The organism is Acinetobacter sp. SCLZS86 (assembly GCF_021560715.1).
Taxonomy (GTDB): Bacteria; Pseudomonadota; Gammaproteobacteria; order Pseudomonadales; family Moraxellaceae; genus Acinetobacter; species Acinetobacter towneri_A.
Map to the genome: position 1 here is coordinate 1,463,439 of NZ_CP090864.1, position 18,265 is coordinate 1,481,703.

Annotated in this window: 15 protein-coding genes; 9 read left to right on the forward strand and 6 right to left on the reverse strand. The window is 42.2% G+C overall.

Going from position 1 to position 18,265, the window contains the following annotated elements; all coding sequences use genetic code 11:
- The first annotated feature begins 66 nt into the window (after nt 1-66).
- The 3 genes from dsbD to dsbG are packed head-to-tail and all read left to right on the forward strand — an operon-like array spanning nt 67 to nt 3,776.
- A complete protein-coding gene (dsbD, locus tag LZP46_RS06990) occupies nt 67-2,130 on the forward strand; it encodes a protein-disulfide reductase DsbD (RefSeq protein ID WP_236095112.1) in 2,064 nt (687 codons plus the stop codon).
- Entirely contained in the window at nt 2,127-2,957 is an 831-nt protein-coding gene (locus tag LZP46_RS06995) for a TlpA disulfide reductase family protein (protein ID WP_104851946.1), read from the forward strand. Before dsbD ends, LZP46_RS06995 begins: the two co-directional genes overlap by 4 nt.
- A gap of 60 nt (nt 2,958-3,017) precedes the next feature.
- Nucleotides 3,018-3,776 (forward strand): thiol:disulfide interchange protein DsbG, encoded by a 759-nt coding sequence (gene dsbG, locus LZP46_RS07000; protein ID WP_178319302.1) that lies wholly within the window; start codon nt 3,018-3,020, stop codon nt 3,774-3,776.
- A gap of 109 nt (nt 3,777-3,885) precedes the next feature.
- Here dsbG and LZP46_RS07005 read toward each other — a convergent pair whose 3' ends face one another.
- Nucleotides 3,886-4,515 carry a class I SAM-dependent methyltransferase gene (locus LZP46_RS07005; RefSeq protein ID WP_236095113.1) on the reverse strand — a complete coding sequence of 210 codons (630 nt, stop codon included), beginning with the start codon at nt 4,513-4,515 and terminating at the stop codon, nt 3,886-3,888.
- Nucleotides 4,516-4,545: 30 nt separating this feature from the next.
- Nucleotides 4,546-4,893 carry a carboxymuconolactone decarboxylase family protein gene (locus LZP46_RS07010; RefSeq protein WP_236095114.1) on the reverse strand — a complete coding sequence of 116 codons (348 nt, stop codon included), beginning with the start codon at nt 4,891-4,893 and terminating at the stop codon, nt 4,546-4,548.
- Between the two features lie 295 nt (nt 4,894-5,188).
- Here LZP46_RS07010 and LZP46_RS07015 point away from each other — a divergent pair, with 295 nt between their 5' ends.
- A complete protein-coding gene (locus tag LZP46_RS07015) occupies nt 5,189-7,396 on the forward strand; it encodes an OsmC domain/YcaO domain-containing protein (protein WP_236095115.1) in 2,208 nt (735 codons plus the stop codon).
- Between the two features lie 148 nt (nt 7,397-7,544).
- On the opposite strand, the gene LZP46_RS07020 is transcribed toward LZP46_RS07015, so the two are convergent.
- Nucleotides 7,545-8,840, reverse strand: coding sequence for a Y-family DNA polymerase (locus LZP46_RS07020; protein WP_236095116.1), 1,296 nt, complete (start codon nt 8,838-8,840; stop codon nt 7,545-7,547).
- 40 nt (nt 8,841-8,880) lie between these two features.
- Nucleotides 8,881-9,495, reverse strand: coding sequence for a LexA family protein (locus tag LZP46_RS07025; RefSeq protein ID WP_178319299.1), 615 nt, complete (start codon nt 9,493-9,495; stop codon nt 8,881-8,883).
- 198 nt (nt 9,496-9,693) lie between these two features.
- Between LZP46_RS07025 and LZP46_RS07030 the strand changes: the two genes are divergently transcribed.
- The 3 genes from LZP46_RS07030 to LZP46_RS07040 all read left to right on the forward strand — a co-directional run bounded on the left by LZP46_RS07030 (nt 9,694) and on the right by LZP46_RS07040 (nt 11,568).
- Nucleotides 9,694-9,831: a hypothetical protein gene (locus LZP46_RS07030; RefSeq protein ID WP_236095117.1), complete on the forward strand. Its 138-nt coding sequence runs from the start codon at nt 9,694-9,696 to the stop codon at nt 9,829-9,831.
- Between the two features lie 92 nt (nt 9,832-9,923).
- Entirely contained in the window at nt 9,924-11,111 is a 1,188-nt protein-coding gene (locus LZP46_RS07035) for a phosphotransferase enzyme family protein (protein ID WP_236095118.1), read from the forward strand.
- A gap of 292 nt (nt 11,112-11,403) precedes the next feature.
- A complete protein-coding gene (locus LZP46_RS07040) occupies nt 11,404-11,568 on the forward strand; it encodes a hypothetical protein (RefSeq protein WP_158006186.1) in 165 nt (54 codons plus the stop codon).
- Between the two features lie 245 nt (nt 11,569-11,813).
- On the opposite strand, the gene LZP46_RS07045 is transcribed toward LZP46_RS07040, so the two are convergent.
- Entirely contained in the window at nt 11,814-12,818 is a 1,005-nt protein-coding gene (locus LZP46_RS07045) for a CmpA/NrtA family ABC transporter substrate-binding protein (protein WP_070154218.1), read from the reverse strand.
- A gap of 10 nt (nt 12,819-12,828) precedes the next feature.
- Nucleotides 12,829-13,407, reverse strand: coding sequence for an ANTAR domain-containing response regulator (locus tag LZP46_RS07050; RefSeq protein WP_004280362.1), 579 nt, complete (start codon nt 13,405-13,407; stop codon nt 12,829-12,831).
- 504 nt (nt 13,408-13,911) lie between these two features.
- On the opposite strand from LZP46_RS07050, the gene nirB reads away from it, so the two are divergent.
- Both nirB and nirD read left to right on the forward strand, forming a co-directional pair.
- On the forward strand, nt 13,912-16,458 hold the full coding sequence (gene nirB, locus LZP46_RS07055; protein WP_236095119.1) for a nitrite reductase large subunit NirB: 2,547 nt from the start codon (nt 13,912-13,914) through the stop codon (nt 16,456-16,458).
- A gap of 24 nt (nt 16,459-16,482) precedes the next feature.
- The gene (nirD, locus tag LZP46_RS07060) at nt 16,483-18,093 is read left to right on the forward strand and encodes a nitrite reductase small subunit NirD (RefSeq protein WP_236095120.1); all 1,611 of its coding nucleotides are present in this window, start codon (nt 16,483-16,485) and stop codon (nt 18,091-18,093) included.
- The last annotated feature ends 172 nt before the right edge of the window (nt 18,094-18,265 follow it).

The window sequence follows — 18,265 nt, forward strand, 5'->3', positions numbered from 1 at the left end:
ATTAATGTTCTCTTAATCTACACTTACCGATAATACAGTCAGTTTTTTAATTTTTAGTATAAATACATGATTTTTATTCGCGTCATTGCTTATTTTGTGTTGAGTCTGTGTGCGGTGTGGGTCAATGCTGCCAATGAATTTTTAGCGTCCGATCAAGCTTTTAAGTTTCAGGCGACGTCATTGTCTGAACAAACGGTTGAACTGAAATGGGATGTCGTACCGCATTACTATTTATATCACGATCAATTCAAAGTCAGTCAGGCTCAAAAGCCGCTTGCTTTTAAATTGCCTGCAGGGCAGGAAAAAGATGATCCGACTTTCGGGCTGACACGTGTGCATTATGGGCAAGTGACAACACAGATTCAGGTGAAGCCTAATCAGCAATATCAAATTACTTGGCAAGGCTGCGCTGAAGATGGTTTGTGTTATCCCGTACAGCGTAAAACGATTCAAACCGATGCCGATGGTTTATTGCCACAGCATAATTTAAGTGCGGGCAAAGGTAATTTACTTCAGCAACTCAATCAGAATAATCAGGCTGCTTTAAACACTAACTTAAATGATGCAGATAAGCATCAAGCCAATGGTTCTAGTACACAAAAACAAGTTACGACAACTGCAAATACTGTAACGACAAAAGAACTCAAACTTGAACAGCAAACGCTAGAAAACAAAGCACAGCTTGCTGAAAATGCGGTTGCTGTAACACAAGCTGATCCTAAACTTACCCCTGAACCAGTAGAAAACGTTGATTTAGCAAATTCCTTAGAGATTGAAAATACAGATACGGCGTTGACAGACAATACATTCGCTGCATCAGCCAATTCAAGCAATACGGAAACAGCCAGTAGTACGAGTCTGAATCAGCAATGGAACAATGATCAATTTTTCCTGAATTTATTGTCTGGGCAAGGGTTGTTACTGAATGCGTTTATCTTTTTAGGTTTTGGGGTATTACTGGCTTTTTTACCGTGTTCATTGCCGCTGATTCCAATTCTTTCTGGCATTTTGGTGCAGCGCAACACAGGCTATAAAGCGGCAGCAATTGCGATCACCTTTATCGTCAGTATGGCGCTAGTCTATGGCTTGATGGGCGTTGTTGCGTCACACATTGGTTATAGCGTACAGCGTTGGTTCCAAAATCCCGTAGTGATTGCAGTTTTTGCTATGTTGTTTGTGCTCTTTGCTTTAAACCTGTTTGGACTGTATCAGTTCTCATTACCACAAGCAGTGTTACAGCGTTTAGATCGTATTCAGCAATATCAAAAAGGCGGTACTTTATTGGGTGCGGGCGTTATGGGGGTGATTTCTGCACTGATTGTCGGGCCATGTATGAGTGCGCCTTTAGCGGGAGCATTGCTGTACGTCTCACATTTGGATCAAGCAGCATTGGGTGGTTTATATTTGTTCCTGCTCGGTTTAGGTATGGGAATTCCTTTACTTATTGCCAGCGTGTTTGGCACGAAATATTTGCCAAAGCCAGGTTTGTGGATGGAACGGCTAAAATTTAGCTTTGGTTTTATCATGTTGGCAATGGCTTTGTATTTTGCTCGTCCGCTATTTTCTGTGACTTGGTACTATGTTGCTTTTGCCGTGGTGTTATTTGCCTTCGCTGCATATTTAATCGCAATTTTGCGCCACGTGTTACATCGTCCACAGCGTTTTTCGTTATTGGCTTTGGCGGCAGTAATCGCCAGTAGTGGAATTTGGCATGTCAATCAGAGTATTGCCAGTGTCAATGCGCAGGTACAAGCAGACCAATTACAGCCATGGATCAAAGTACGCACAGAACAAGAGTTGAATGCAGCTTTGGCCGCACATGCTCATCAAAAGATTGTGATTGATGTCTATGCCGATTGGTGTGTGGCGTGTCAGCCGATTGAGCGTGATGTGATTCCTCGTACCGATGTGCAAGATGCTTTAAAGCATGTGGTGCGGATTAAACTCGACTTAACCGAACAGCATCCTTCACAAGATGCCTTATTGAAAAAATGGCAGATTTTAGGGCCGCCAACGTTGTTATTTTTGGCAGATCCACAACGGGAACAACGTGAATTGCGTCTAACAGGTGCTTATAACGCAGCGCAATTGATTCAAAATATTCATCAACTGCAAGAGGCTGCGCCATGATTCAATCCGCAGTCTTGCAGTTAGGCATGTTGATGATTCCATGGCCATTGGTGTTTTTATTGCTAGGACTGATTGTCGTCTTTGCAATGGGTAAATTTTTTCAGCGTCGTTATACATGGAATGCACAGACTTGGACAGGTTATCAGGATGCATTATGGAATGCGCTGTGGATTGGTGCTTTAGTTGGGCGGGCAGTTTTTGTGTTGCAGCATTATGAGCTGTACTTTGCCAACCCGATTGATATTTTAAAAATTCAGGACAAAGGCTTTCATCTGATTGCCGCAGTTATGGCAGGTGTGGCGTGGTTTGTCTGGAAAAATCGCGCTATTCAACGTGTTGTTCTGGCATGGGCAGTTGCGCTCTTTATTACAGTACAAGTTGTAGGTTGGAGTCTTATCCAACCTTTGCAGACGCAGCATGCCTATCCCAATCTAGTATTGCACAACCTAGCGCAACAACCTCAAGATTTAGCTCAATTTTCAGGGCAGCCCACGGTGATTAATCTCTGGGCGACTTGGTGTCCAGTTTGTCATCGTGAAATGCCTGTTATGCAACAAGCACAGCAAGATTTCCCTGAGGTCAATTTTGTATTTGCCAATCAAGGCGAATTTGCAGCAGAGATTCAAGCCTATTTACAGAAACATCGATTTCAGTTTGAACACGTGTTATTAGACCCTGCAGCTCGTTTAGGACAACACTTCAATATGTTCGGTTTGCCAAGTACTTTGTTTTTTAATGCACAAGGAGAATTGGTCGATCATCACATGGGTGAATTGACCAAGCCGATGCTGCAGCATTATCTGAAAAAAATACAAGCGAATCCATAAACGCGCTCTTAACGATTTGAAAGAAAACCCGCCGTGAAGCCAAAATTAAGGACAATCAATATGACATCAAACATCAAAAATAACATGCTGAAACTGGCGATAGGTATGAGTCTTGCCAGTAGTGTGAGTATGCTGCAAGCACAGGACAACCTCAAACAGCACATTGAAAAAGAAGGTTTTAAGTTTGTGCAACAAATTCAAGCACCTGCACAAATGACAGGTTGGGCAGGGCATATTGAACAAAGTCCTGCGACAGTGTTTATTTCCAATGATCAGAAATACTATATTGTAGGCACTTTGTTTGATGCACAAGGCAATAATTTAACCGTCGATGCTTTAGACCGTTATGTGAAAAAGTCGGTACTTGAAGATGTGTGGCAAAGTCTGGAACACGCTACTTGGATTCAGGATGGGCAAACCAGTGCTGAAAAAATTGTCTACGTGTTTTCAGACCCGAATTGTCCGTATTGCCATACCTTTTGGAAGCAGGCACGTCCGTGGGTAGAATCTGGCAAAGTTCAGTTAAGACATATTATTGTGGCGGTGATCCGACCTGAAAGCAAAGGGCAGGCCGCGACTTTATTAATGGCGAAAAACCCACAGCAGACCTTTAATGCGTTCCATCGTCAATACGGACAAAAAAAGCTGATCAAGCAAAAAACTGTGCCTGTACATGTAGAAAAAACCTTAGAACAGAATCAGGCACTGATGGATAAATACGAGTTCTTTGCCACACCTGTTGTGCTTTGGAAAAATAAACAGGGCGAATTACAGTCGGTACAAGGAATGCCAAAATCTATGAAAGATGTGTTTGAGTGATTTTAAAAATTTCCGAGCAAATATCTAACTGAATATTCAAATCTAAAGCGCAAAAAAGCTTGCTCTAATTGCATTGGAGCAAGCTTTTTGATGTAAAAGATTCAGTCTTTTATTTCTGAATACGAATCGCAAATTGAATGACGTGGGATTTGCCCTGATGCAGTTTGCCTTCTGAGCGTTCTACATCGGCCACAAAGAAATGAATCAGATGATCGTGTTTAAAATGGCTTAAAAACTCGATAGGATCGTACAGCATTTCTACTGCACGTGGGCCGCCCGTTTTATATTCTAGCTGACGAGTAGAATACAGCTCACCAACAAATAAACCGCCGTTGACCAAAGTTTCGCGCACGCCATTTAACACTTTTTGCTGTGTTTCAGGGTTAAAGTGACCAAATACGCAAATCACGTTGTCATATTGATTCGCTGGCCAATTCACCTGACTTAAATCTTGCTTTCGTGTATTTAGACTTAAACCACGTTGCTGTGCATAGCCTTGGGCCTTATCTAAAGCAACTTGCGAGTAGTCCCACAAATCTGCTTCAAATGCTTGCCCATTGGCTTGTGCCAAAGCGGCCAAATATAACAAGTTACGACCTTCACCTTCGGCCAAGCCCAAAGTTTTGCCGTGAATAGACAGTTTTTGCGTAATGTCCTGAATGAACGCATTGGCTTGTTCACCATAAATATGGTCATGTTGGCTGTAGCGTTCATCCCATTCATTATGGATATTTAACATAGTTTCGACTCGGTAAATAATTTGATGCTGTTATTCGGCTGTAGATGGAGAAAACTCTTTAAATGCTGCCACGGCGTTTGCGGCATACATGAGTGATGGGCCACCGCCCATATAAACAGCAATACCTAAAATTTCATTCAATTCTTCAAAAGTCATACCCATTTTGACCAAAGTTCTGACGTGAAAACCGATACAACCATCACAGCGTTGTGCTAAGCCAATTGCCAGTGCAATAAATTCTTTGGTTTTGGCATCAATTACGCCATCTTTCATCGCAACTTGTGACAGGGCATTAAAACTTTTAAGTAAATCGGGAGATTGTTCTTTAATGGATTTGATATTAGACGAAATTTCAGCAGTGAGTTCGGTATATTTCATGTTGTTTCACCATCAAGCCGATTAGAACCTGAAGATAATATAACATATATTTAAATATATTATGTTTATATATATTAATTAGCAGCTTTGCTCAAACTCAGTAAAACTGTATTTATAGCATTATCAATTCATCTAAATCACTTTATAATGTTGTCGCATATTCTGGAGTCGCTGTTAAATAGCTGCGATGACTTCAAACCTTATTTTTTAAGTCTAATTCTCCCTCTTGATTCGGCTTATAAATCAATATTTTATAATTTTTGTGTCTGAGTAGGCACATACAATAGGTGCCTACATGGAAATTAAAGTCAATTATTTAGACAACTTGCGTCTTGAAGCTAAATTTGACGATTTTACTGTCATCGCCGATCAGCCCATCCGTTATAAAGGTGATGGCTCTGCACCAGGTCCATTTGATTATTTCCTTGCGTCATCTGCATTATGTGCTGCATATTTCGTGAAGGTTTATTGCCAATCACGTGATATTCCAACCGACAATATCCGTTTATCACAAAACAATATTGTCGATCCTGAAAACCGCTATAAGCAGATTTTTAAAATTCAGGTGGAATTACCTGCAGATATTTCTGAAAAAGACCGTCAGGGGATTTTACGTTCTATTGACCGTTGTACCGTAAAGAAAGTCGTGCAAACAGGTCCTGAATTTGTGATTGAGCAAGTCGAAAGTATTGATGCTGATGCACAAGCTTTGCTGATGCCAAACTTGACTTCATCTCATGCGACTTTTATTGAGGGTAAAGATTTACCGCTTGAAGAAACCATTGCCAATATGTCGGGTATTTTGGCAGGTTTGGGCATGAAAATTGAGATTGCCTCATGGCGTAATATCGTACCAAATGTCTGGTCACTGCATATTCGTGATGCGCAATCACCAATGTGTTTTACTAATGGTAAAGGTGCGACCAAAGAAAGTGCGTTGGCATCTGCTTTGGGTGAGTTCATTGAGCGTTTGAACTGCAACTTCTTCTATAACGATCAGTTCTGGGGCGAAGAAATTGCCAATGCCGAGTTTGTGCATTATCCAAATGAAAAATGGTTTAAGCCTGGCCCAAATGGTGAATTGCCTAAAGAAATTTTAGATGAATATTGCCTAGAAATTTATGACCCTGAAGATGAGTTGCTGGGCACACATTTATATGACACCAACTCAGGTAATACTGAGCGTGGTATTTGTTCATTGCCATTTGTACGTCGGTCAGATGGTGAAACGGTATATTTTCCATCAAATTTAATTGAAAATTTATATTTAAGTAATGGGATGAGTGCAGGCAACACGCTTGCAGAAGCTCAAGTGCAGTGTTTATCTGAAATTTTTGAACGTGCAGTGAAGCGCGAAATTATTCAGGAAGAAATGTGCCTACCTGATGTGCCGCAAGAAGTTTTGGCTAAATATCCAAGTATTGTGGCAGGTATTCAGGCTTTAGAAGAGCAAGGCTTCCCCGTATTGGTGAAAGACGCGTCTTTAGGCGGTCAATTCCCTGTCATGTGTGTGACCTTAATGAACCCACGTACAGGCGGTGTTTTTGCTTCGTTTGGTGCGCATCCAAACTTTAAAGTTGCTTTAGAGCGCAGCTTAACCGAGTTATTGCAAGGGCGTAGTTTTGAAGGTTTAAATGATTTACCACAGCCAACCTTTAGTACAAATGCGGTAACTGAGCCAAATAACTACGTTGAACACTTTATTGATTCTAGTGGTGTAGTGTCTTGGCGTTTCTTTAGTGCGCAGGCAGACCATGAGTTTGTAGAGTGGGATTTCACCAACAATGGTCAATATAGTAATGTCGAAGAAGCCGAGGCTTTATTTACGATTCTGGAAGATTTGGGCAAAGAATCCTATATGGCGGTATATGAACACTTAGGTGCAACTGCTTGCCGAATTTTAGTGCCCGATTATTCAGAAGTGTATTTGGTGGAGGACTTGATTTGGGATAATACCAATAAAGCCTTGCTTTACCGTGAAGATATTTTGAATTTACACCGTTTGGATGACGCCCAACTTGAAGCCTTGGTTGAGCGTTTGGAAGTATGTGAGCTGGATGACTATACCGAAATTAAAACCCTGATTGGTATTGAGTTTGATGACAATACAGTTTGGGGACAACTGACCATCCTTGAATTAAAGCTATTGATTTATCTGGCATTAGAACAGTTTGAAGAAGCTAAAGATTTGGTCGAAGCATTTTTACAATACAACACTAATACCGTAGAACGTGGCTTGTTCTATCAGTGTATGAATGTTGTGCTTGAAGTTATTTTAGATGATGAAATGGATATTGCCGATTATGCAGTCAATTTCCGCCGTATGTTTGGCAATGAACGGATGGATGCAGTTATGGGTTCTGTTGAAGGCAACGTACGTTTCTATGGTCTCACCGAAACCAATATGCAGCTTGAAGGTTTAGATCGTCACTTACGTTTAATCGACAGCTACAAAAAACTGCATAAAGCACGTGCTAAGTTTGTCGGACTAAATGAAGGTTGATATTGCTTAAATCAGATCATGTTCATCCAAATAATCATCACAAGAAGATGGTTGTTTGGATGAACGGTTTTATAAATATCCTTTCTTGATGTAACTGAAGTATATAGAAGCGCAATCAAAGACGAATCAGATCACAACTAAAGAAGCACTAATCGCCAAGTGCCAATAAGCCTTCCCAGCTAAAATAATTAGGGCTTAAATGGCTGCGCTGCATTGCCCACGTGCGGTCTTGTAATTTACATGCGCCAATAGCAAGTTTTTGCATACCATATTTATTTTTCACGGTATCTAATACCTGCTGTAATTGTTCCTGTTTTTCAATGACGTGCGTATCTGCAAGTAGGTCGGGAATATAGCCTTGCTTTGGCTCAAGTCCTGTTAAAATCACACCACATTTTTTAAAGACAATGCCTTCTTGAAATAGGGTAGAGATATGCTTCATGATGGCTTTGTTCATGATTAATGCAGAATCTGTTGGTTCATTAAAGGCAATAGTCACCGATTGATTGTAAAAAGCTTGGCGCTGATCAAAACGACTGGATTGCGCAAAAATAATCATACAGGAACATAAACTTTTTTCTTTTCTAAGCCTTTGCACCGCAGATTGTAAATAATCGCTCAGTGCTTCCGAAAGTGCATGAATGTCGGTGACTCGTTGTCCAAAAGAACGTGAGCTGATGATTTGCTGTTTACTCGCTGTGGTTTGTTCAAGTTCAATACACGGCGTACCTGTTAGCTCAAATATGGTTTTTTTCATTAAAATTGAAAATTTACGTTGCATTTGCTCAGGATCACTAATTGCTAAATCAAATACAGAATGAATCTTTAAAGCGTGCAATTTTTTTGCAAGTTTTCGGCCCACCCCCCAGACTTCAGCGACATCAATGTGTTGAAATAAGGCTTCTTTGCTACATAAGTCCATATGGAGTAAATTACACACGCCATTGAAATAACTATTTTTCTTGGCGAGATGATTGGCCAGTTTGGCTTCAGTTTTACTGTGACCGATACCGACACAGACAGGGAGAGCCAGCCATTGCCATAAAGTTGCTTTAATTTCTTGCGCTAATTCATTTAAGTCGGTCTGAGAATATGAACTCAGTTCAATAAAGGTTTCATCAATTGAATAAATTTCAATGTCTTTGGCACTAACAAATTGTTGAATCGTATTATTAAAACGTCTAGACATTTCCGCATAGAGTGCATAGTTACTTGAAAAGACAGCAACATCATGTTGTTGAATCAATTCTTGAACTTGGTAAAAGGGCACAGCCATTTTAATGCCAAGTTGTTTGGCTTCCTCGGAACGTGATACCACGCAACCATCGTTATTGGAGAGCACTACTACAGGACGATGATTCAAATGTGGTTGAAACAGCCGCTCACAGCTCACATAACAATTATTGATGTCAATCAGCGCAAAAATTTGCTTTAAAGGTTTCATGTATATTCTGCTTATTTGACTTTTATTATGGTGTGCTGGTTTAAGCCATCAAGTTTTTTAAGTTCCACGTCACCACCGCAAAGACTTCAAACGTTTGCCCATCTTTCAGGTAAATGCTGTCATAGTCGGGACTTTCTGCTTTGAGCCAAGCTTCAGGCAAAGTGGCAGGGTCATAGTCTTCACCAAAATGTTCAGCCAATTCACTTTTGGACATTTTGGCTGTAATCATCAGGCGTTTAATAGTCAGGTCTTTTTGGTCGATTAATGCAACCACAATGCTGCGGTGTTTGGCTTCTTTACTGCGATCTACCAGTACAATATCGCCGTATTCAAGCCCTGCATTCACCATAGAGGTAGTGCGTACCACATTTAAAAAGGTCGCATTTTCATTAGAAATAAGATATTCATTCAGATCAATATTTTTATCAATATAGTCTTGAGCAGGCGAAGGAAAACCTGCAGGAATGGATTCGACAGCAACTGGAAGCGGTAAAACGGTACGTTTGCAAACAGGCTGAAACTCATATTCATTCAGCAGTTCTATTTGCTCTAGAATGGCATTCAAGGTTGGGCTAGGCTTACCATCCATACCCATGATTTTTTGTAATGACGCCCAAGCAGCGTCAGAGAAGTAAATAGGTAACTTCTTAGACATGAGATTACTCCTACGCAACGAGGCGTGTTTGAAGTGAAATTTGATGTGTTGATAGCATAGCTGAAAATGTGATTAAGATTCAATCTACCTGTATGGTTGATTGCTAGATATAGATCACACTCTACGATTGCATAGCTATACAAACACAAGCCTTTCCGTTAGGATTTTTCTATCGCAGCAGCATATTTAAAGATTGGCGTGCATGTTGTTGAAGATATTTATTTATCGAATGAAAAAGTTGAATCTTTGCTGTTGGAATTCATCAATGCACAACTTAAACCTGAGTTTTTGATGCAGGATTTCATTAAACATCAGGGCTGGTCTACCGTTAATTAAATAGCTATGCATCCATCTAAACATGATTGTTTGAGATGGATGACAGGGATTATACGACTACACAATGCTGATTAGGTTAAGGAATATCTCAAATGGCCACAATCACGCATGATTTAGGTCATGGCATGGGCAGTGACTGGGAAAATAAAGATTGGGCCCATATTACAGTTCCAGAATTACACCGCCTGCAACTGCATTATCCATGTTTGCAAGGTAACGTTCAGATTCTGTGGTGCAGTCCGCGCCCATTTTCTTCTGCGGTACTGGTTGAAGTTACGCAGGTTTTATCTAACACGGGTCAAACAAATCTTCACCCCTATTTTATTAAGCGTAGCCATCATTCATTTCGCAATGCCCAAGATATTTTACAAGAGCATGCCTTCCTGCAACATTTAGCCAGTAAAAATATTCCTGTTGCGACATTAATTGCCTCAAATTGCGGCCTGACAGCTTTAGAGATGGGTGATTGGACTTATGAGGTTTATGAAAAAGCAGTAGGCTTTGATCTATATGTCGATCAGCAATCGTGGACGCCTTTTTTCTATACGGAACATGCCGCTAAAGTGGGTAGTTTACTTGCGAAACTGCATACCGCCATGCAGGATTTTCCTGAGTTACACGGCAGATCGACTCGTTATTTGGTCTCGAATCAGCAGCTTTTAGAAAGTGAAAGTATTGTAACGGCTATTCAGCAACGTATTGATAATAGCCCTGAATTGAGTCGTTATTTTGCCGATAAAAACTTAGATGCTGTTTTTTTAGAGCGCATATTCCAGACGCATCGTAAAATTAAGCATGTATTGCAGCAGGCGACTAAAATTTGGACGCATAATGATTTGCATGCTTCCAATTTGTTTTGGTCTACGCAAAGTGCCGATGCCAATATTACAGCGGTGATTGATTTTGGCTTATCGGATCGAAATTCAGCGCTGTATGACCTTGCGATAACGATTGAGCGTAACTTTATAGATTGGCTGGCTTTAGAACATACGTCACAAATTAGTATTGATGAAGCGGGTTTAAGCGCGTTTTTACAAGCGTATTGTGCAGAAATACACTCACAACAAGACTTTAGTATTCTGCCAGAACTGCTAAAAATTGTGCATTTGGATTTCGCATTTTCAGAACTTGAATATTTTGTCGGGATTACCCAAAACCTGAAACATGCCGATGCTGCTTATTATGATTGGATTGTTGGACATGTAAATTGGTTTTTTACAGAGCAAGGACAGCAATTTATCCAGACTTTTACTCGGTTCCTTCAACGCGAATTGTCATAATCTGCACAGCTAAATGCCTCAAGCATCACTACTTTTTAATGCAAGATTTTGTATGTACAATTGTAAATTCAAACAGAATATACTCACCACGCCTTTAAAAATCTTCATTCTGTCACCGCTGTGTTGGGTACCTTAGGTTGATGCAGAAATGGCATTCAATAACTTGATACGATTGTTATCACAGCCAATGAAACCACGCCGTATTTTAGTTTTACAGTAAAGACTGAGGGTTTGGGTACAGATTGTTTACAAAAAGCGCCTGCCTCTATTTCTGTTATTACTGCAGATGCGATTGTCGATCAATTTAATTTATGGTTTGAATGTACAACATAGCTCTGCTGCTGGAACAGGAGTACATTTAGAAATATTTCAACTGCCAATCATCACTATAACTGCTGAAAAGCAGGATGAACGTCATTCTTCATCTCAAGCGATTACACAGTTCAAGCACAATTGACTAGGTCTTAATTGAGAAGTGTCCGTTTTAATTGGGCTATTACACAACATCAATTCACTGACAACCTACGTGTTAATGCTAACTGAACCGTACTGGGTTTGTCGGATAGTCTCTCAGAATATTGACTCTCCGACAAACCCGGTACGGTTCAACTGGATTTACAACAGGCATTCAGCTAAATAAAACGTTAAATCTAAAAGACCCAAAATTTTTCTGGGTCTTTTTTTATGAGAATAGATAATATTTTAAACAACGGTCACTTCTTGCTGATAAATACAGGATTGCGCAATCTGTTTTTTTTTGGCTGCGGTCATTTCAATATTTTCCCATTTATCCATTTGCTGCAGGAGCCAGATAAAATCATCGACTTTCGGTTCGGCACTTTCCCCAACAAAATTCCGGATGATATTCTTGATCTTGTAAAAGTCATAGACATGCCGCTGGGCGGAACATTCAAACTGAATAATCTGATAGTCTACCAGCATGTCCCATACTTCTGATAAATCACTGCGCTGCTTTAAATCATCCTGCGCTTTTTGTACTGCCTTGACCACTGCCTCTACAGTAAATGGATGCTGTTCTGCCCATTCCTGGGTCATGGCCAAGACTTTATCGGCAACTTTTGGAATGACATTCTGGCTTGCCGCGACGATAAAACTATAGCCTTCAAGTTTGGCCTGAATATTCCAGGGTTCTCCCACGCAAAAGCCATCAAATACCTGTTCTGCGATTCCTTTTACCATGGAAGGCGGTGGAGAGGTCATCAGCTGGATATTCTTGGCCAGTTGTGGATCAGTCAGCGCCAGCCATTCTTTTAAACAGTAATGGTGAATCGAATATTTATAAACATAGGCCAGATTGATGGAATGATTCTGTTGTAAAGCCTGTACCAGTTTCTTTGAGGTATTCTGTTCATCATCCCCAGGCTGGATGCCGAGTTCATAACACAGATCTTGGCGCAGGCTAATAAAAGCCTGATTCACGCTCAGTACTAGAGGGGTTTGCAAAGCCACCTGTAACTGGTCTGTACCCAGGGCAGCAGCGGGCAGCATGGCAGACAAGCAATGTGCAGCATCCAGAAAGCCATAGGCCAGACGGTCACGCAAACTAGACCAGGAGGCTTCACGGATTAAATTGATGGTTAATCCTTGCTCAGCAAAATACCCCTGTTTTTCGGCCCAGAGAATGGCAACACAATCAAGTAAAGGAATATAGCCAATATTGAGTTCAGTTTTTTCTAATGTGGACATATGCTTTTCCTTATTGGCCCAATAACAGCTTCTGTGCATCCAGTAAGCGTCTGGCCATTTCACCAATGGTAATCCGGTGACTCATGGCATTTTTACGCAATAAAGCAAAAGCTTGCTCTTCAGTTAATGCATGCAGCTGGATGAGCAACGCTTTGGCTTTATCGATATCTTTACGGTCAATCAGTTTGTCCTGGGTTTCTTTTAAATCATTCAGCAGCTTTTTATGTTTGCGGAATTGTTCAATTGAAATTTCCAGAATGCTTTCTAGTTTGGTGGGATCAATACCATCGACAATATAAGCCGTGATTCCGGCATCAATCGCACTTTTGATGGTGTCTTTATTGGAGTTCTGGGTAAACAGCACGGTCGGAAGTTCATATTGGCTGACACAGCTTTCAATAATATCCCGATGCGGATGATCCATATTCAGCAGGATCACATCTGCATGAATACCCTTAACATGTACCATATTCAGGTCATTCAGGATTAAACAGGCCACCACCTGAAAATCATGTGAAAGTAAGGATTCCTGGATGAATTGGGCGCGCTCCAGATCATCATCAATAAGAGCAATTCGTAATTTGGACATGGAATATTTTCAAGTAAGGCCTAAGGAATATTCAAGCAGGAGTAAAGCAAAAAACATGCCATTAATTTGGTGCATAAAATTTCGTTTTTCTGTTCAATTTAGTGCACAGCTTTAGGGATTTCAGCTGATAGCTGATCAAAATGAAGCATTTAGGTAGATCATCTGCCTGAAACAAGGCATTTTTCTATTAAAAAAGTTGGCACGATTTATGCTTTTATTAAATCGTCAAAGATGACTTTCAATACTAACAACGGCCAACGATGTCCGTTCTGATCGTAATCGCACTCTCAAGAAGTGTGATTGGTATTTCGTTCAGCACAGGATAAATGACATGGTCAGTTGTTCAGCAATACAAAACGCACAAGCGTTACAACCTTTCGTCCAGCATTACAAAGTGCTGGGACGCGGTCTTTACAACATATTCAATCAGCAGACATATCAATGCCTAGACTTGATATGTGGCTTTTTATCATCTTTAAAAAAAACAATAATTGGAGTGCAGATATGAAAATTCTCATGATTGGGCATGGCATGGTGGGGCATAAATTCATCGAATCTGTACTTGAACAGGCCGGTGATGACGTCGAGTTGACCATTTTGGCGGAAGAGCCGCATTTGGCTTATGATCGGGTACATTTAACTGAATATTTCAGCGGCAAGACAGTTAAAGATCTGAGTCTTTGTCGTAGTGATTTTGCCGATGCTTATGGCATTGATTTGCGTCTTAATACCAAAGCAGTTGAAATTGATCAGCTCCATAAAACCGTCACCACCAGCCAGGGTGATGTGCTGAGTTTTGACAAGCTGATTCTCGCTACCGGTTCTTATGCTTTTGTTCCACCGATTCCGGGCAACGACCGTCAGAACTGTTTTGTTTACCGCACCATTGAAGACCTGGATGCCATTCGTGCGGCCAGCCTGAATGCAAAAACAGGCGTGGTGATTGGTGGCGGCTTGCTAGGGCTGGAAGCAGCAAAAGCCCTGCGAGATCTGAATCTGGAAACCCATGTGGTAGAGTTTGCGCCACGTCTGATGGCGGTACAGATTGATGATCTGGGCGGCCAGATACTGCGCTCTAAAATTGAAGACCTGGGTGTCAAGGTACATACTCAAAAGGCCACGTCAAGTATTGAAGATGGTGACAGCACTCAGCATGTAATGAAGTTCGGAGATGGTTCGGTGCTTGAAACCGATATCATCCTGTTCTCGGCAGGGATTCGCCCACGTGATGAACTGGCGCGCCAGAGCGGTCTGCTGATTGGTGAACGTGGCGGTATCATCATCAATGATTATTGCCAGACTTCACATCCGGACATTTATGCGATTGGTGAATGTGCACTCTGGGACAATAAAATTTATGGTCTGGTGGCACCAGGCTATGACATGGCGCGTATTGCAGCAAAACATGTCCTCGGTCAAGACAGTCATGCCTTCGCCGGTGCAGACATGAGTACCAAGCTGAAACTGATGGGTGTGGATGTGGCTTCTATTGGTGATGCACATGCCATGACACCGGGTGCGTTAAGCTATTTCTATGCCGATGAAGCTGCACAGATTTATAAGAAAATTGTGGTGTCAGCAGATAAGACCAAACTGCTGGGCGCGGTGCTGGTGGGATGTGCCAAAGAATATAGTGATCTTCTACAAATGATGCTGAATGGTCTGGCTGTACCGGAGCAACCGGAAAGCCTGATCATGCCGGGCTTTGATCAGTCAACTTCCAAATCGGGTGGTAGTGGTGTCGATTTATTGCCTGACAGTGCGACCATCTGTTCCTGTAATAACGTTTCCAAAGCTGATATCTGTTCAGCCATTGATGGCGGTGCAACTTCATTGGGTGCGCTGAAAAAATGCACGCAGGCTGCAACGGCATGTGGTGGCTGTGCGCCATTGGTAACGCAGGTTCTCAAATCTGAATTACAGCGTCAGGGTGTCACGGTGAACAATCACCTGTGCGAACACTTTGCCTATTCACGTCAGGAACTGTATCACCTGGTACGCGTGCATGAGATCAAGACATTCTCTGACCTGATTCAGCAACATGGGCACGGCATGGGCTGTGATATCTGCAAACCGACTGTAGCCAATATTCTGGCATCCTGTTGGAATGACTTTGTCCTAAAACCTAGCCATGCCGGTTTGCAGGATAGCAACGACTACTACCTCGGCAATATCCAGAAAGATGGTTCTTATTCGATTGTGCCACGTGTGGCAGGTGGCGAGATTACTCCGGATGGCCTGATTACCATCGGTCAGATCGCCAAAGATTATGGTCTATATACCAAAATTACGGGCGGACAACGAATTGACATGTTTGGCGCGCAGGTACATCAACTGCCTGAAATCTGGGAAAAACTGATCAATGCCGGTTTCGAGTCTGGACATGCCTACGGCAAATCCTTACGTACGGTGAAATCTTGCGTGGGCAGTACCTGGTGCCGTTTTGGAGTCGATGATTCTGTCGGCTTGGCGATTTTCCTGGAGAATCGTTATAAAGGCCTGCGTTCACCACATAAAACCAAAATGGCAGTATCCGGCTGTACCCGTGAATGTGCAGAAGCACAGAGCAAGGATGTCGGTGTCATTGCCACCGAAAAAGGCTGGAATCTATATGTATGCGGCAATGGCGGCATGAAACCGCGCCATGCTGAACTGCTCGCTTCGGATCTGGATACTTCCACCCTAATCAAATATATCGACCGCTTCTTTATGTTCTATATCCAGACGGCGGATCGTTTGCAGCGCACCAGCGTATGGCGTGACAATATGGAAGGCGGTCTGGACTATCTGAAAGATGTCATTGTGCATGATTCACTAGGCATTGCTGCTGAACTGGAAAACCGTATGCAGCATGTGATTGGCACTTATCAGGATGAATGGCGCACCGCGATTGAAGATCCTGAAGTACGCAAACGCTTTAAGACTTTTATTAATGCCAAAGCAGCCGAGCAGAATGACCCGCATATTCAGTTTGCACCTGTACGTGGCCAGATTCGTCCAAAGACAGAAGCTGAACGTGATTTAAACCGTATTCCAGTGGTTGAAGCCTAAATACCACAGTCAGGGAGAATGAAAATGATAATTTTAAAAGACATGAACGAACTGAACTGGTACGAAGTCTGCAATCTGGATGAGATTACCTCGAATACCGGTGTGGCAGCCCTGATTGAAGATCAGCAGATTGCAATTTTTCGCGTGGGTCAGGAACAGCGGGTGTATGCACTCAGCAATCAAGATCCATTTAGTCTGGCCAATGTCATGGCACGTGGCATTCTGGGTGATCTGCAAGGTGAGCGTGTAGTCGCATCCCCAATTTATAAGCAGCATTTCAGTCTGGTGACCGGCCGTTGTCTGGAAGAACAAGACCAGAAATTACTGGTATTTCCAACCCGAATTGAAAATGGCAAAGTTCTGGTGAGTCCGACTCCACAAAAGACCTATATTTCCAGTAATGGTCAGAACACAGAGCGTTTAAAACTGGTACTGGTTGGAAATGGGCTGGCGGGCATGCGCTGTCTGGAAGACTTGCTGGATATGGCGCCAGATCGTTATGACATTACCGTGATTGGGGAAGAGCCATGGGGCAATTACAACCGGATCATGTTGTCACCAGTATTGTCTGGTGAGAAAAGCTTTGCAGAAATTATGCTGCATTCAGCCGACTGGTATGCCGAAAAAGGCATTCGATTCATCGCTGGAGATGCTGCCAGCTCTATCGACCGTTCACGTAAGCAGGTTCATACCGAAAAAGGTGAAATCGTTGCTTATGATCGTCTGATCCTCGCTACTGGTTCCAAACCCTTTATACCACCAATTTCAGGTGCTGAACTTGAAGGCGTGATTAGCTTCCGCGATATTCAGGATGTTAACCACATGCTGGATTACTGCAAAACCAAGCAAAATGCCGTCGTGATTGGAGGTGGGTTGCTGGGTCTAGAAGCAGCTTATGGACTGAAGCAGCAGGGGATGAATGTAACTGTGCTGCATCTGATGGACCGTATTATGGATCGTCAACTGGATATGAAAGCCAGTCAAATGCTGAAAAAATCAATTGAAGATAAAGGCATCCGAATCATCACTGAAGCCAACACCGAAGAGCTGCTCGGTATAGACGGCCACGTGACTCAACTGCGTTTAAAAGACGGGACAGTGCTGGATGCTGATTTGGTAGTTTTTGCCGTCGGGATTCGACCAAATAAAACTCTGGCTGAACAGGCTGGCTTGCGCTGCAATCGTGGAGTACTGGTGAATGACACCATGCAAACCTATGACCCGAGTATTTATGCAGTGGGTGAATGTATTGAGCATCGTGGTCTGACTTTTGGATTGGTTGAACCCTTATGGGGACAAGCCTTTATCTGTGCGACGCATCTGGCTGAACATGGCCGACTGACCTTTAAGGCACCGACTGTTCCGACCCAACTCAAGGTCAGTGGATGTGATGTCTTCTCGGCCGGAAATTTTGAACCTCAGGATGATTTTGAAGATATCGTGCTGAATGATGAAAAACGTCAAATCTATAAACGGATCATTATCCAGCAGGACAAGGTCATTGGTGCGGTGCTATTTGGCGATACCGAAGATGGAGCTTGGTATGCAGAACTGATTGCAGATCAGACACCGATTAGTAATATCCGCAGCAAACTGCTTTTTGGTCGGGATTTTGCATTAAAAAAGGCAGGGTAATCGGATCAATCACCTCCAACCCCTCTTGGATAAAGAGGGGAACCTCTCTCCTTTATTAAAGGAGGGTTGGTGAGGATTAAAGCTTTTGAGACATAGAAAAAATTTAAATCAAACCTGTAAAAGCTAGATATCAGCGTTTTGGTGAAACAAGTGAATTTGGATGATTAAGGAG

What these genes read in the sequence shown, in the direction of transcription:
- LZP46_RS07045 (WP_070154218.1), bottom strand. Translation starts at nt 12,818, where the DNA reads ATGTCCACATTAGAAAAAACTGAACTCAATATTGGCTATATTCCTTTA.
- dsbG (WP_178319302.1), top strand. Translation starts at nt 3,018, where the DNA reads ATGACATCAAACATCAAAAATAACATGCTGAAACTGGCGATAGGTATG.
- nirD (WP_236095120.1), top strand. Translation starts at nt 16,483, where the DNA reads ATGATAATTTTAAAAGACATGAACGAACTGAACTGGTACGAAGTCTGC.
- LZP46_RS07015 (WP_236095115.1), top strand. Translation starts at nt 5,189, where the DNA reads ATGGAAATTAAAGTCAATTATTTAGACAACTTGCGTCTTGAAGCTAAA.
- LZP46_RS07020 (WP_236095116.1), bottom strand. Translation starts at nt 8,840, where the DNA reads ATGAAACCTTTAAAGCAAATTTTTGCGCTGATTGACATCAATAATTGT.
- LZP46_RS07035 (WP_236095118.1), top strand. Translation starts at nt 9,924, where the DNA reads ATGGCCACAATCACGCATGATTTAGGTCATGGCATGGGCAGTGACTGG.
- LZP46_RS06995 (WP_104851946.1), top strand. Translation starts at nt 2,127, where the DNA reads ATGATTCAATCCGCAGTCTTGCAGTTAGGCATGTTGATGATTCCATGG.
- LZP46_RS07010 (WP_236095114.1), bottom strand. Translation starts at nt 4,893, where the DNA reads ATGAAATATACCGAACTCACTGCTGAAATTTCGTCTAATATCAAATCC.
- LZP46_RS07005 (WP_236095113.1), bottom strand. Translation starts at nt 4,515, where the DNA reads ATGTTAAATATCCATAATGAATGGGATGAACGCTACAGCCAACATGAC.
- dsbD (WP_236095112.1), top strand. Translation starts at nt 67, where the DNA reads ATGATTTTTATTCGCGTCATTGCTTATTTTGTGTTGAGTCTGTGTGCG.
- LZP46_RS07025 (WP_178319299.1), bottom strand. Translation starts at nt 9,495, where the DNA reads ATGTCTAAGAAGTTACCTATTTACTTCTCTGACGCTGCTTGGGCGTCA.
- LZP46_RS07050 (WP_004280362.1), bottom strand. Translation starts at nt 13,407, where the DNA reads ATGTCCAAATTACGAATTGCTCTTATTGATGATGATCTGGAGCGCGCC.
- nirB (WP_236095119.1), top strand. Translation starts at nt 13,912, where the DNA reads ATGAAAATTCTCATGATTGGGCATGGCATGGTGGGGCATAAATTCATC.